The organism is Pseudomonas sp. EA_5y_Pfl2_R50 (assembly GCF_963970475.1).
GTDB lineage: Bacteria > Pseudomonadota > Gammaproteobacteria > Pseudomonadales > Pseudomonadaceae > Aquipseudomonas.
This window is the reverse complement of sequence record NZ_CAXAPT010000008.1, coordinates 266,086-280,964: the sequence shown is the minus strand read 5'-3', so window position 1 is coordinate 280,964 and position 14,879 is coordinate 266,086. Positions and strand designations below refer to the sequence as shown.

11 protein-coding genes and 1 pseudogene are annotated in these 14,879 nt (G+C 60.0%); 11 read left to right on the top strand and 1 reads right to left on the bottom strand.

The window, feature by feature from the left end:
• Positions 1-194 precede the first annotated feature (194 nt).
• The 11 genes and pseudogenes from AACY19_RS16300 (at position 195) to AACY19_RS16250 (ending at position 14,053) form a co-directional block, all read left to right on the top strand.
• The gene (locus tag AACY19_RS16300) at positions 195-1,595 is read left to right on the top strand and encodes a polynucleotide adenylyltransferase PcnB (protein ID WP_339451851.1); all 1,401 of its coding nucleotides are present in this window, start codon (positions 195-197) and stop codon (positions 1,593-1,595) included.
• Between the two features lie 3 nt (positions 1,596-1,598).
• Positions 1,599-2,084 (top strand): 2-amino-4-hydroxy-6-hydroxymethyldihydropteridine diphosphokinase, encoded by a 486-nt coding sequence (gene folK, locus AACY19_RS16295; RefSeq protein WP_339451849.1) that lies wholly within the window; start codon positions 1,599-1,601, stop codon positions 2,082-2,084.
• Between the two features lie 396 nt (positions 2,085-2,480).
• Positions 2,481-3,281, top strand: coding sequence for a 3-methyl-2-oxobutanoate hydroxymethyltransferase (gene panB / locus AACY19_RS16290; protein WP_339451847.1), 801 nt, complete (start codon positions 2,481-2,483; stop codon positions 3,279-3,281).
• Complete coding sequence (gene panC / locus AACY19_RS16285) at positions 3,278-4,138, top strand: pantoate--beta-alanine ligase (protein ID WP_339451845.1); 861 nt, start codon at positions 3,278-3,280, stop codon at positions 4,136-4,138. Before panB ends, panC begins: the two co-directional genes overlap by 4 nt.
• A 210-nt stretch (positions 4,139-4,348) precedes the next feature.
• Positions 4,349-4,528: pseudogene (locus tag AACY19_RS16280) on the top strand (aspartate 1-decarboxylase); the annotation flags it as partial.
• Positions 4,529-4,776: 248 nt separating this feature from the next.
• Positions 4,777-6,441, top strand: a complete 1,665-nt coding sequence (gene pgi / locus AACY19_RS16275; RefSeq protein ID WP_339451841.1) for a glucose-6-phosphate isomerase — start codon at positions 4,777-4,779, stop codon at positions 6,439-6,441.
• 124 nt (positions 6,442-6,565) lie between these two features.
• On the top strand, positions 6,566-8,503 hold the full coding sequence (gene acs / locus AACY19_RS16270) for an acetate--CoA ligase (protein WP_339451839.1): 1,938 nt from the start codon (positions 6,566-6,568) through the stop codon (positions 8,501-8,503).
• A 51-nt stretch (positions 8,504-8,554) separates the two neighbouring features.
• Positions 8,555-9,427: an oxygenase MpaB family protein gene (locus AACY19_RS16265; protein ID WP_339451837.1), complete on the top strand. Its 873-nt coding sequence runs from the start codon at positions 8,555-8,557 to the stop codon at positions 9,425-9,427.
• Positions 9,428-9,566: 139 nt separating this feature from the next.
• The gene (locus AACY19_RS16260; RefSeq protein WP_339451835.1) at positions 9,567-10,583 is read left to right on the top strand and encodes a class I SAM-dependent rRNA methyltransferase; all 1,017 of its coding nucleotides are present in this window, start codon (positions 9,567-9,569) and stop codon (positions 10,581-10,583) included.
• Between the two features lie 222 nt (positions 10,584-10,805).
• The gene (locus AACY19_RS16255) at positions 10,806-13,757 is read left to right on the top strand and encodes a DUF748 domain-containing protein (RefSeq protein WP_339451833.1); all 2,952 of its coding nucleotides are present in this window, start codon (positions 10,806-10,808) and stop codon (positions 13,755-13,757) included.
• Complete coding sequence (locus AACY19_RS16250) at positions 13,757-14,053, top strand: DUF2845 domain-containing protein (protein ID WP_339451831.1); 297 nt, start codon at positions 13,757-13,759, stop codon at positions 14,051-14,053. The genes AACY19_RS16255 and AACY19_RS16250 overlap by 1 nt, the downstream gene beginning before the upstream one ends.
• Before the next feature lie 211 nt (positions 14,054-14,264).
• Here AACY19_RS16250 and AACY19_RS16245 read toward each other — a convergent pair whose 3' ends face one another.
• On the bottom strand, positions 14,265-14,618 hold the full coding sequence (locus AACY19_RS16245; protein WP_339451829.1) for a BON domain-containing protein: 354 nt from the start codon (positions 14,616-14,618) through the stop codon (positions 14,265-14,267).
• Positions 14,619-14,879: the final 261 nt, after the last annotated feature.

Sequence of the window (14,879 nt, the reverse complement as noted above, 5' to 3'; positions counted from 1 at the left end):
GAGCTTCGGCTCCCCTTGTAGTTTCTCCCTTCTGGAAAAAATCCCCCGTTCTACCCCGCTCCACCCTTGTAGCTTGCGGCTTTCAGCCTCAATCTGCTGTCTCCTACACCATCCCCCGACTAAATGCTAGAATCTGCGCCCATCATGCGGTCATTCTTTGGTATGGCCGAACATTCCTTCAAACAGTGCATCCCATGCTGAAGAAGCTGTTCCAGTCATTCCGAACTCCCGTGCGTCGAACGCAACACATCCGCAGCACCCCTGAAGTGCTCAACAGCGGCCAACATTCGCTGCAGAAAACGCAGTTCAGCCGCTATGCGGTGAATATCGTCGAACGCCTGCAAGGTGCCGGTTACCAGGCTTATCTGGTCGGCGGTTGCGTGCGTGACATGCTGCTGGGCATCACGCCCAAGGACTTCGACGTCGCCACCAGTGCCACGCCTGAGCAAGTCCGTGCCGAATTCCGCAATGCGCGGATCATCGGCCGCCGTTTCAAGCTGGTACACATTCATTTCGGTCGCGAAATCATCGAAGTCGCGACCTTCCGTGCCAATCACCCGCAAAACGAAGACGATGAAGACAGCAACCAGTCTTCCCGTAACGAGAGCGGGCGAATTCTGCGCGACAACGTCTATGGCACGCTGGAGGAAGACGCGCAACGCCGCGACTTCACCATCAACGCCCTCTATTACGATCCGGTCAGCGAACGCATCCTCGATTACGCCAACGGTGTACACGACATTCGCAATCACCTGATCCGCCTGATCGGCGACCCGAAGCAGCGCTATCAGGAAGACCCGGTGCGCATGCTGCGGGCCGTGCGTTTTGCCGCCAAGCTCAATTTCGGCATCGAGAAGCACACCGTGCAGCCGATCCGCGAACTGGCGCCGATGCTGCGCGAAATCCCGTCGGCACGCTTGTTCGAGGAAGTGCTCAAGCTGTTCCTCTCCGGGCACGGCGCGATCACCTTCGAAATGCTCGTCGATCTGCAACTGTTTGCCCCGCTGTTCCCGGCCAGTGCCGATGCGCTGGAACACAACCCGGAATACACCCACACGCTGATCAGCGACGCCCTCACCAACACTGACCTGCGCATCAAACAGAACAAACCGGTCACCCCGGCGTTCCTGTTTGCCGCATTGCTGTGGCCGGCACTGCCGGCCCGTGTATTGCGCCTTCAGGAACGTGGCATGCCGCCGATTCCGGCCATGCAGGAAGCGGCACATGAACTGATTGCCGAACAGTGCCAGCGCATCGCGATTCCAAAGCGCTTCACCATGCCCATCCGCGAGATCTGGGACATGCAGGAGCGTCTGCCACGCCGCAGTGGCAAACGTGCCGACCTGTTGCTGGATAACCCGCGTTTCCGCGCCGGTTACGACTTCCTTCTGTTGCGTGAAGGCGCTGGCGAGGAAACCGATGGCCTGGGCGAATGGTGGACGGACTATCAGGACGCCAACGACAGCGAGCGTCGCGACATGATCCGCGACCTCAGCGGCAAGGGCGATGACGCCAGCGGCGCGCCCCGCAAACGGCGTCGCAGCGGCGGTTCGAAGCGCAAACGCGCCGGTGCCCCGAGCGCAACCGGCGAGTAAGGCATGGAACGCATCTACATCGGCATGGGCAGCAACCTCGCTGACCCCGCCGAACAACTGCGCAGCGCCGTAGAGGCGCTGGGGCAATTGCCGCAGACCTCTCTGGCCGGCGTTTCCGCCTTCTATCAAAGTGATTCCCTGTTGCCCGGCCAGCCGCGTTACACCAACGCGGTGGCGGCGCTCGACAGCTCACTCGCACCGATCGAATTGCTCGATGCCTTGCAAGCCATCGAGAACGATCAGGGCCGCGAACGCCTCGAGCGTTGGGGCCCGCGCACGCTGGACCTGGATATTCTGCTGTTCGGCAATCGCCTGATCGACGAACCGCGCCTTAAGGTTCCGCATTACCAGATCCAGGAACGTGCATTCGTTCTCTATCCCCTCGCCGAACTGGCGCCGCAGGATCTGCGCCTTGCCGATGGCCGCAGCCTCCCCGATCTGCTGGCCGCGTGCCCGTTCGTCGGCCTGGAACGCCTCCCGACAGATTGATTGCAATCCCCTGTGGGAGCGAGCCTGCTCGCGAAAGCGGTGTGTCATTCAGCGCAATGTTGACTGATGCACCGCCTTCGCGAGCAGGCTCGCTCCCACATTGGTTTATTCCACACCCAGGATTTTGTCGGACAAAAAATCGCCGAACCAACCCCGCCGCACCGCTGAATCGCATCAGTAACGCCGGTAACACTCCCCTCGTAACAATGCGGTAACACACGCAATTGACTTCCTGTTGGCTCATCACGACTATAGGCGTCCCGCTGCCGCCAACCGGCACATACGGGCGCAATCCAGGCCTTATAAGCACGACAAAAGAGCGTGCGCCTGAGTAGTTGAGGAATCACGCGCGTTACTCGCAGTAGTTTTCAGAGCGCCTGAACGAGGATTTTTTATATGCCAGCCATCACCCTGACCACGCTCCAGAGCCTCAAGCAGAAAGGTGAAAAGATCACCATGCTGACCTGCTATGACGCGACCTTCGCCCACGCCTGCAATGAGGCCGGAGTCGAAGTGCTGCTGGTGGGCGACTCCCTCGGCATGGTCCTGCAAGGTCACGACAGCACGTTGCCGGTGACCACCGCAGAAATGGCCTACCACACCGCCTGCGTCAAACGCGGCAACACCGATGCCCTGATCCTCGCCGACCTGCCGTTCATGGCCAACGCCACCCTTGAACAAACCATGACCAACAGCGCCATGCTGATGCAGGCCGGTGCGCACATGGTCAAGGTCGAAGGTCAGCTGTGGCTGGCGGAGTCGATCCGCCTGCTCGCCGAGCGTGGTGTACCGGTCTGCGCACACATGGGCCTGACCCCGCAAGCCGTGAACATTCTTGGCGGCTATAAAGTGCAGGGTCGCAACGAGAACCAGGCGCGGCAAATGCGTGCCGATGCGATCTCGCTGGAACAGGCCGGCGCGGCGATGCTGCTGCTCGAATGCGTACCCAGCGATCTGGCTGCCGAAATCAGCCAGGCGGTAAAGATTCCGGTCATCGGCATCGGCGCCGGTGCCGATACAGACGGCCAGGTCCTGGTACTGCACGACATGCTCGGTCTGTCGATCACGGGTCGCGTGCCGAAATTCGTCAAGAATTTCATGCAAGGTCAGGACAGCATACAGTCCGCACTGAAGGCTTACGTCAACGAAGTCAAAGGCGTTACTTTCCCTGGCATCGAACACGGATTCTCTGCATGAACACCGTTAAAACCGTGCGCGAACTGCGCGCTGCTGTAGCCCGCGCCCGCAGCGAAGGCAAGCGCATCGGCTTCGTGCCGACCATGGGCAACCTGCACAGCGGCCACGTTGCGCTGATCACCAAGGCCACGCAACGCGTGGATTTCGTGGTCGCAAGCATTTTCGTCAACCCGCTGCAATTCGGTGCCGGCGAAGACCTCGACAAATACCCGCGCACCCTGGCGGCGGATCAGGAACAACTGCTGGAAGCCGGTTGCTCCCTGCTGTTCGCGCCCACCGTCGAGGAAATGTACCCGGATGGCATGGCCGGGCAGACCCGGGTCAGCGTCCCGCAATTGTCCGAAGGCCTCTGCGGCGCAAGCCGTCCGGGGCATTTCGAAGGCGTTGCGACCGTGGTCAGCAAGTTGTTCAACATGGTCCAGCCGGACCTGGCGATTTTCGGCCAGAAGGATTACCAGCAACTGGCGGTGATCCGCGCGCTGGTGCATGACCTGAACATGCCGATCCAGATCATCGGCGAGCCGACTGTTCGTGCCGCCGATGGCCTGGCGCTGTCGTCGCGCAATGGCTTCCTCAGCGAAGAACAACGCGCGGTGGCCCCGGTGGTTTATCGCAGCCTGAGCAACATCGCCGAGTCGATCAAACAAGGCGAACGCGACTTCCCGGCGTTGATCAGTGCCCAGTTGCAACAGCTGGAAGCCGCTGGCCTGCGCCCGGACTATCTGGAGATCCGCCACGGCCTGACCTTGCGTCCGGCAACGGCCGAGGATCGCGACCTGGTGATTCTGGCGGCCGCGTTCCTCGGCACTACGCGGTTGATTGATAACCTGCACCTGAACCTGGAAACGCCCGCTTAAAAACACCGCAATCCTCCTGTGGGAGCGGGCTTGCTCGCGAACGCGGTGTGTCATTCAGCACAGATGTTGACTGGCACACCGCGTTCGCGAGCAAGCCCGCTCCCACAGTGTTTTTCAGTGCCTTGAAGATTGCACCTCCAAGGCGTATTGCCGCCCTCAAAGCCTTCGGGCACACTGCGCGCCGTTCGATTCCAACCCGGGAAGTTCCTCATGCACGCGATCATGCTCAAGGCCAAACTGCACCGCGCCGAAGTCACCCACGCAGTGCTCGATTACGAAGGCTCCTGCGCGATCGATGGCGAGTGGCTGGACCTTTCCGGCATCCGTGAATACGAGCAGATCCAGATTTATAACGTCGACAACGGCGAACGCTTCACCCGCAATGCCATCCCGGTTCAGGTCGCCTGAACCCGATATCATCTGCTCCCCTTCCGTTTGTCGGCCAGTTCCTGCCCTGGATGTTAAAAAAGTACAGGGATCTGGTCAGACAAAGTCAAGACAGAACGCAGCGCGAGGTTTACTGTATTCGCCCTGTGTCCAGAAATCGTGTCGACGCAGTTGCCCCCTCGCCCAAACAGGGCGTGCCGGGTCTGTTCAGTGTTCAAAAGGCCGTTCAAGTAAAAAGGAAAACCGCAGCGATGGCGTACTACCGCACTCCTCATGACGTTACCGCTCTGCCCGCCTGGCAAGCGTTGAAAGATCACCGCCAAGCCATGCAGGATTTCAGCATGCGCGAAGCCTTCAACGCCGATCCGCAGCGCTTCAATCAGTTCACTCTCAGCAGCTGCGGACTGTTTCTCGATTATTCGAAGAATTTGATCAACGCCCAGACCCGCAACCTGCTGGTGGGTCTGGCCAATGAAGTCGACTTGAAGGGCGCGATCAAAGCGCTGTTCGACGGCGAAATCGTCAACTCCTCCGAAGGCCGCCCGGCGTTGCATACTGCCCTGCGCCGCCCGGTTGGCGACAAGCTGTCGGTCAACGGTGTCAACGTGATGCCGGAAGTGCACAAGGTGCTGAACCAGATCACCGATCTGGTTGGCCGCATCCACGACGGTCTGTGGCGCGGTTACACCGAGAAGCCGATCACCGACGTGGTCAACATCGGCATCGGTGGCTCGTTCCTCGGCCCGGAGCTGGTGTCCGAAGCCCTGCTGTCCTACGCGCAGAAAGGCGTGCGCTGCCACTATCTGGCGAACATCGATGGCAGTGAGTTCCACGAGCTGACGCAGAAACTGCGCGCCGAGACCACGCTGTTCATCGTTTCGTCGAAATCCTTCAACACCCTCGAAACCCTGAAGAATGCCCAGGCCGCACGTGCCTGGTACCTGGCGCAGGGCGGTTCGGAAGCCGAACTGTATCGTCACTTCATCGCCGTCTCGAGCAACAACGCGGCAGCCGTGGCGTTCGGTATTCGCGAAGAAAACATCTTCCCGATGTGGGATTGGGTTGGCGGGCGTTACTCGCTGTGGTCGGCCATCGGTTTGCCGATTGCCCTGGCCATCGGCATGTCCAACTTCAAGGAACTGCTGTCCGGTGCCTACACCATGGACCAGCATTTCCAGACCGCGCCGTTCGAACAGAACATGCCGGTGCTGCTGGCATTGCTCGGCGTCTGGTATGGCAACTTCTGGGGCGCGCAAAGCCACGCGATCCTGCCTTACGACCACTACCTGCGCAACATCACCAAACACTTGCAGCAACTGGACATGGAGTCCAACGGCAAGAGCGTGCGTCAGGACGGCACCCCGGTGTCGACCGATACGGGCCCGGTGATCTGGGGCGGCGTCGGCTGCAACGGTCAGCACGCCTACCACCAGTTGCTGCATCAAGGTTCGCAACTGATCCCGGCCGACTTCATCGTGCCGATCGTCAGCTTCAACCCGGTTTCCGACCACCACCAGTGGCTGTACGCCAACTGCCTGTCGCAGAGCCAGGCGCTGATGCTCGGCAAGACCCTGCCGGAGGCCGAACAGGAACTGCGCGACAAAGGCATGAGCGAAGAACAGGTGCACAAACTCGCGCCGCACAAGGTGATCCCGGGCAACCGCCCGAGCAACACCCTCGTGGTCGAGCGCATCAGCCCGCGTCGTCTCGGCGCACTGGTGGCCATGTATGAACATAAAGTGTTCGTGCAGAGCGTGGTCTGGGGCATCAACGCCTTCGACCAGTGGGGCGTGGAACTGGGCAAGGAATTGGGCAAAGGCGTTTACAACCGTCTGGTCGGCAGCGACGAGACGGTGGCTGACGATGCCTCGACTCAGGGCCTGATCAACTACTTCCGCGGTCGTCACCGCGGTTGATTTGACGGTGTTGCCCACAGATCCTGCGGGCAACACTTCTCCACACAGTTGTTTGTGGATGACTTGAACCTGTCGACCTCTCGGCGCATCTTTATTCTTCGCACAACAAGAATAAGGAACCGTCATGTTCGATATCAGCACGTTCCCCAAAGCCGATGCCGTCCGCCGGGCTGCTCAGCTCAGTCAGGACGACTATCAGCGCCTGTACCGCGAATCCATTGAACACCCCAGCGCCTTCTGGGCCGAACAGGCCACGCGCTTCCTCGACTGGAGCACGCCATGGCAGACCGTCCAGCGCTACGACCTGAAAACCGGTGAAGCCGCCTGGTTTGCCGGGGGCAAACTGAACGTCAGTTACAACTGCATCGACCGTCACCTCGAACATCGCGGCGATCAGACTGCCTTGCTCTGGGAAGGCGACGACCCGGCCGAATCGGCGCAAATCACTTACAAAAAACTCCATCACCACGTCTGCCGCCTGGCCAATGTGCTGAAAAGCCGTGGCGTGAAGAAAGGCGACCGGGTGTGCATCTACATGCCGATGATCCCCGAAGCCGCTTATGCGATGCTCGCCTGCGCGCGGATCGGCGCGATCCATTCGGTGGTGTTCGGCGGCTTCTCTCCCGACTCCCTGCGTGACCGCATTCTCGATGCCGATTGCCGCACGGTGATCACCGCCGACGAAGGCGTGCGCGGCGGCAAGTTCGTACCGCTGAAACAGAATGTCGACAAAGCCCTGCAGAGTTGCCCGGACGTCAGCACCGTTGTGGTGGTCGAGCGTACCCAGGGGCAAGTCGACTGGGTCGAAGACCGCGACCTCTGGTATCACCAGGCCGTGCGCGAGGTCAGCGACGATTGCCCGCCAGAACCGATGGACGCCGAAGACCCGCTGTTCATCCTCTACACCTCCGGCAGCACCGGCAAACCCAAAGGCGTGCTGCACACCACCGGCGGCTATCTGCTGCAAGCGGCGATGACCTTCAAATACGTGCTCGATTACCGCGATGGCGAAGTGTTCTGGTGCACCGCTGACGTCGGCTGGGTCACTGGCCACAGTTATATCGTCTACGGCCCGCTGGCCAATGGCGCGACCACGCTGATGTTCGAAGGCGTGCCGAGCTACCCGAACAGTTCGCGCTTCTGGCAGGTGATCGATAAACACAAGGTCAACATCTTCTACACCGCTCCCACCGCCCTGCGTGCGTTGATGCGTGAAGGTGCCGAACCGTTGCAGGAAACATCCCGCGCCAGCCTCAGATTACTCGGCAGCGTCGGTGAGCCGATCAACCCGGAAGCGTGGGAATGGTACTTCAACGTCGTAGGAGAACAGCGGTGCCCCATCGTCGATACCTGGTGGCAGACCGAAACCGGCGGCATCATGCTCAGCCCGTTGGTCAGCGCACAGCGGATCAAGCCGGGTTGCGCCACACAGCCGATGTTCGGCGTGCAACCGGTGCTGCTCGATGAACACGGCAAGGAAATCAAAGGCGCCGGCAGCGGCGTGCTGGCGATCAAATCGAGCTGGCCTGCGCAGATCCGCAGCGTTTATGGCGACCCGCAACGGATGGTCGACACCTATTTCAAACCCTACCCCGGTTACTACTTCACCGGCGATGGCGCGCGCCGCGATGAGGATGGCGATTACTGGATTACCGGGCGCATCGACGACGTGATCAACGTCTCCGGCCACCGCATCGGCACCGCCGAAGTGGAAAGCGCATTGGTGCTGCACGACAGCATTGCCGAAGCCGCCGTGGTCGGTTACCCCCACGATGTCAAAGGTCAGGGTATCTACGCCTTCGTCACGCCCATGAACGGCACAGAACCCAATGACGAGCTGAAAAAGGAGCTGCTGGCTCACGTCAGCAAGGAAATCGGCAGTTTCGCCAAACCGGACCTGATCCAGTGGGCGCCGGCCTTGCCGAAAACCCGCTCAGGCAAGATCATGCGGCGCATCCTGCGCAAAATCGCCTGCAATGAGCTCGACAGCCTCGGCGACACTTCGACCCTGGCCGACCCGAGCGTGGTGCAAGGCCTGATCGACAAGCGCCTCAATCAGTAACACCCCGGGCGCGGTCAACCGGCCGCGCCTGGCCTTTCTCACTGAGTGGTCATGGAATTCATCCGCAGCCGTATCGAACAGCAACTCATGAGCCTGACCGGGCTGTCGCTCGGCCAACTCGACCTGGAAAACCCCAAGGGCGATCCCGGCCTGTTTGGCCCGGACTCGATCAGCTGGCAGGTGCACGGCGATTTCAGCAGCATGTTGATCGGTGGCATCAGCGCGCTGTTGCTGCAAGCGTTGCATCCGCTGGCGCTGGCCGGGGTTTGGGATCACTCGAACTTTCGTGAAGACATGCTCGGGCGCTTGCGGCGTACCAGTCAGTTTGTTTCCGGCACTACGTTTGGCTCAAGAAAAGACGCCGACTGGCTGATCGAGAAAGTGCGCACCATTCACTTGCAGGTGGTCGGTACCGCGCCGGACGGACGAGCTTACGCGGCCAGTAATCCGGATTTGCTGACGTGGGTGCACGTGGCCGAAGTGAGTAACTTTCTCGCGGCGCATTTGCGTTATCGCAATCCGCACTTGTCGGGGGCGGATCAGGATCGTTACTACGCGGAAATCGCCGTGATAGCCGAACGACTGGGCGCACGGGATGTGCCGAAATCGCGGCAAGCTGTAGCGGATTACCTGCAACGTATGCGCCCGCAGTTACTGTGCGATGAGCGCAGCCGCGAGGTGTTGCGCTTGTTGCTCGACGCACCGGCGCCCAGTGTTCTGGCGCGACCGTTTGGCGATCTGATGATGAAGGCCGGTATCGACCTGTTGCCGGACTGGGCCAGCGACCTGCTCGACGTCCGCCAGAGTTCGCTGCAACGACAACTGATTCGCGCCAGCGTCAGACGCAGCGCACCGATGCTGCGCTGGGCGATGCGTAACGGCTCGGTGCAACGCGCCAAACGCAGGATGGGCTTGCTGACCTGAAAAGCTTCGCGAGCAAGCCCGTTCCCCCATTTGGAATGCACTTCCCTGTGGGGGCGGGCTTGCTCGCGAAGGGCGCAACTCGATTGCCCGCCAAGCTGCTAAACTCTCGCGCCCCAATTCTCACCAGCAAGGCGCCCGCATGTCTTCCTTGAATCAGGCGCTGCGCGCCGCCCTCGATCAACGCCAGGACTTGCTCGCTGAGCTGCACCGCCAGGGCACCGATTGCTACCGCCTGTTCCATGGCAGCCAGGAAGGCGCCGGCGGTCTGACCATCGACCGCTACGGCCCGCAATTGCTGGTGCAGAGCTTTCACCAGACGCTCGAACGCAACGACCTGTTGCAACTGCACGCCATGGTCAATCAGACACTGGGCTTCGACTCCCTGCTGGTCTACAACGACCGCTCCCGTGGCAACTCGCGCATTGATCGCGACGACAGCGTCTACAAAGCCGACGACACCGCACTGGCCGACCTGATCGGTCACGAATGGGGCCTCAATTACCGCGTGCGCGGTCGTCATGCAGGACAAGACCCGCTGCTGTTCCTCGACCTGCGTAACACCCGTGGCTGGGTCAAGGATCACGCCAAAGGCAAAAGCGTGCTCAACCTGTTCGCCTACACCTGCGGCGTTGGCCTCAGTGCGGCGGCCGGTGGCGCTCGCGAAGTGTGCAATCTGGATTTCGCCGAAGGCAATCTGGCGGTGGGTCGCGAAAACGGCCTGCTCAATCCGCAACTGCCCGAGATGCAATTCGTCCAGTCCGATTACTTTCCGGCGATCCGCCAGTTGGCCGGCCTGCCGATCAGTCAGCGGCGCGGGCAGAAACTACCCAGCTATCTGCGTCTGGAACAGCGTCAATACGATCTGGTCCTGCTCGATCCGCCGGCCTGGGCCAAGAGCGCGTTCGGCACTGTCGACCTGCTGCGCGACTATCAGAGCCTGCTCAAACCGGCCCTGCTGACCACCGCCGACAATGGCGTGCTGATCTGCTGCAACAACCTGGCGAAGGTCAGCATGGACGACTGGCGCGAGCAGGTGTTGCGCTGCGCCGAGAAGGCTGGCCGGCCCGTGCGCGAGTGGAGCGTGATGACCCCGGGCGCAGACTTCCCGTCCATGGATCAACAGCCGCCGCTGAAAACCCTGATCCTGCAGTTATAACCCCCCTCGAACGGCTCAGCATTTTCCCCTGTGGGAGCGGGCTTGCTCGCGAAAAACGCTGTGTCAGTCAACAATGATGCTGACTGACATGACGCTTTCGCGAGCAAGCCCGCTCCCACGAGGCTTCTGCATTTTCAGACAAATCTGAACAATCCTGTCCCACATCAAGCACTTCGGAACCAGAATCGCGTGCCATACTCCAAGGCACTCCGATTCAGACAGATGAAGCCGCACATGCCCAAAGGATTGATTCGCGCGATTGGCGCCTTGTTGACCGCTCTGGCTCTCTACAGCCTGCTGGGGTTTCTGATTCTGCCGGGCATCGCCCTGCGTGTGGCCAACCAGCAACTGGCCAGCTACGCGACCGTGCCTGCGCACATCCAGCGTATCGAGCTCAACCCGTTCAGCCTCGAAGTCACCCTGTGGGGTCTGGTTATCGGCGAGCCGGGCAAGGAACAGGTCGGTTTCGAGCGTCTGTACGCCGACCTGCAAATCGACAGTCTGTGGACCAAGGCCCTGCATCTGGCCAACATCGAACTGGACAAACCGAAAAGCGAAATCCTCTTCGCCAAGGACGGCAAGCTCAACTTGCTCGGCCTGTTCAACGTGCCCGCCAGCGAACCCACTCCGGCCGATCCCGACGCCAAACCGTTTCCGCTGCGCATCGACAACATCAAGCTGGCCGGCGGCGTCGTGCATTTTCAGGATGTACGCCCGAGCGAACCCATCGAATTCCTCTACGACGATCTGAGTTTCGAGCTGAAAAACCTCAGCACCTTGCCCGAAGACAGCGCCGACATGACCTTGGTCGCCATCGGCCCGCAAGGTGGACGAATCGACTGGGCCGGTAATTTCAGCCTGATCCCGTTCACCTCTGAAGGCACCCTGAAAGTCACTGACGGCAAGATGAAAGCCTTCTGGCCCTACGTGCGCGACTCCGTGCCGTTGGTGCTCGAAGACGGTGTGATCAGCCTCAGCACCGAGTACAAACTCAACCTGTCGAAAGAAACCGAACTGCTGCTCAATAACGTCGCCGTCAGCATCGCGCCATTTGCCATCAAGGCGCCAGATGGGCGTCCACTGGCGAGACTCGAACGTCTGGATGTCAGCGAAACCAGCGTCGATCTGGCCAGGCAGCAGGTCGTCGTTGGCAAGATCCGCAGCCAGAAACTGGAAACCTGGGCAGGGCTTGAAGCCGACGGGCAGCTCGACTGGCAAAAGCTGTTCGCCAGCCAGCCATCGAAACCCGCAGCCAAAGCCGCCGCCGAACCGGCCAGTACACCGGCGGCTGCAGACTCGCCGAAAGCTGAACCGAATGCCCCGAGCAAACCGTGGCAAGTGCTGCTCAAAGACGTGCAGTTGCGCAACTACACCGTCCATCTCGCGGATCGTTCGGCGAGTCCACCGGTGGCGCTGGACATCACTCCGCTGAACGTCGACCTGCAGGATTTCGACAGCCTCAACGGCTCGCCCTTCAAGCTCAAGCTAGATACCGGCCTGGGCAAGCAAGGCAAGATCACGGCGGACGGCACCGTCAATCTCGCGCCGGTCAACGCCCAGCTCAACGTGAAAACCCAGGACATCGACCTGCGTGTCGCGCAGTCCTACATCAACCCGTTCATTCGCCTGGAGCTGCGCAGCGGCATGCTCGGCAGTGACCTGAAGGTCAATCTCAAGAGCACCGAGCCGCTGGCCCTCGCGGTGACCGGACGTGCCCGGATCGATCAACTGCACACCCTCGACACCCTGAAGACTCGCGACTTTCTCAAGTGGCAGCAGGTGGTCGTGGAAGGTCTGAATTATCAACACGGCGACAGCCTGTCCATCGACAAGGTCAACCTTTTCCAGCCGTATGTGCGCTTCATGATCAACGATGATCGCACCACCAACATCGATGACCTGCTGATCCCGCAGCCCGCCGACGCGGGCGCCAAACCCGCTGCGGCGAAGACCGCCAGCAACGAAAAACCGCTGGGCATTCACATCGGCGCCATCGCCATCAACGACGGCTCGGCCAACTTCGCCGACTTTAGCCTGACGCCGAATTTCGCCACCGCAGTCCAGCAGCTCAACGGACAGATCGGCACCATCGACAGTCGCCAGGCGAAACCGGCGAGCGTCGACATCAAGGGCAAGGTCGACCGTTATGCACCGGTGACCATCAAAGGCGCGGTCAACCCGTTCGATCCGATGGCCAGCCTCGACATTGCCACCAGCTTCAAACGGGTCGAGCTGACGACACTGACGCCCTACTCCGGCAAATTCGCCGGCTACCGCATCCGCAAGGGTCGCCTCAATCTCGACCTGCATTACCTGATCACCAAGGGCCAGCTCAAAGCCGAGAACAAAGTGGTGGTCGAGCAACTGCAGCTCGGGGAAAAGGTCGACAGCCCGGATGCCGTGAGCCTGCCGCTGAAACTGGCGATTGCCTTGCTCAAGGACGTCGACGGCAAGATTTCCATCGAATTGCCGGTGACCGGCGACTTGAACAACCCGCAGTTCAGCGTGATGCCGATTGTCTGGCAGACCCTGCGCAATCTGATCGTCAAAGCGGCAGCCGCGCCGTTCAAGTTGATTGGCGGACTGGTCAGTGGTGGCGGCTCCGAAGACCTCGGCAGCGTGTCGTTTGCACCAGGCTCCAGCGAACTGAACAAAGATGCCGAAGCCGCACTGATGAAATTGTCCCAGGCCCTCAAGGAGCGTCCGGCGCTGCGCCTGGAAATCGAAGGCACTGCCGCGCAGAGCAGCGATGGTCCATTGCTCGCCGAGCAACGGCTGGAACGTGAATACCAATACAACTACTACAAGATGCTGCAGCGTCGTGGCGATAAAGTCCCGGCGCAGGCGTCGTTGCTGCAAGTACCGGACAGCGAGAAAGGTCCACTGCTCGAAGGCATCTACCGCACCCGCCTGAAAACCCAGCCGCCCGCCGAATGGAAAGATCTGGGCAAGGAAGAACGCACGGCAAAAATGCGTGAAGGGGTGATCCGGTTCTGGAGTGGCAGTGACACACTGCTGCGTCAGTTGGGCCAGGAGCGCGCCAGCAGCATCAAGGATTATCTGGTCGACAAGGGCAAGCTGGAGGATGACCGCGTGTATTTCATCGACGCCAATCTGGGTGAAGCCGAGAGCGATGGCCGGGTGGTGACACACATGCATCTGGATGCCGAATGATGAAGCGCCCATGGCTGACTGTGATCGCCCTGGCGTTTGCCGCTGGCCATGCCAGCGCATCCGATACCCTGCGCTGCGGCAGCCAACTGGTCACCCTTGGCGACCGCTCCAGCGAAGTGCTGCACAAATGCGGCGAGCCGGTCAGCCGTGACGTGCTCGGGTACAAGCGCAGCGCCAATCGCCGGGAAGAGTTTCAGGTCGAGGAATGGACCTACGGCCCTAACAACGGCATGTACCAATACCTGCGCTTTGAAGGCAACCGCCTGCGGCAGATCAACAGCAAACGCGGTAGCTGACCGTCACGAATAACCCTTGTGGGAGCGGGCTTGCTCGCTCCCACAATCATCTTTATGTATTTACCCAGAAATAGAACAGGCCCCGACACAAGTGCCGGGGCCTGTAATGGTCACATCCGAGTGACCGTTCGCATGAACTCTAAAGTTGCGGCAGACGTATTGCTCGGCCCGTCTGTCGCGTCTTCTCCCGGTCCAGGCGAGAAGTCGTGCCTTACTCGGCTTTCAGGCCGTCAGCGGAGACCGCTTTAACGCCTTTGATTTTCTTGGCGATGGCAACAGCTACGTCTTTCTGCGATTCAGTTACAGCAGTAGTCGACGACAGCGATACAACACCTTTGTTGGTTTCTACTTTGATGTCAGTACCTGGAATGCCTTTCTCGGTAACCAAGTCAGCTTTGACTTTGGTGGTGATCCAGGTATCGGAAGTGTCTTGTTTCATTTCGGTGACTTCACCGGCGGCCAGCATCATTGGAGCCTGAGTAGCCTGGGTGGTTTGTGCAAAAGCGCCGGTCATGGTCAGGGTCAGCGCGGTAGCAGCAGCGGCAGTGATAGCGAACTTCTTCATACGAGTAACTCCTGTTTTTCTGGAAAGTCTGCTGAATGTGTTGTCAGCAGGGTTACCGAGGTAGTTGCGAACGCTGTGCCAACTTTCGAGAATGATTAATTCCCTTATAAATCAATAAGTTACCAATTCGCGAAATCTTCGAAATCATGCAATTTGCATGACACCGGTTTAAATCGCATGCAAGTTGCGGTTTTTTGGAAAGTTCCTAACATGCTGAAATTATTGAAGCTTTTGTTAGCCACTCGACAATGAAAAATGCCC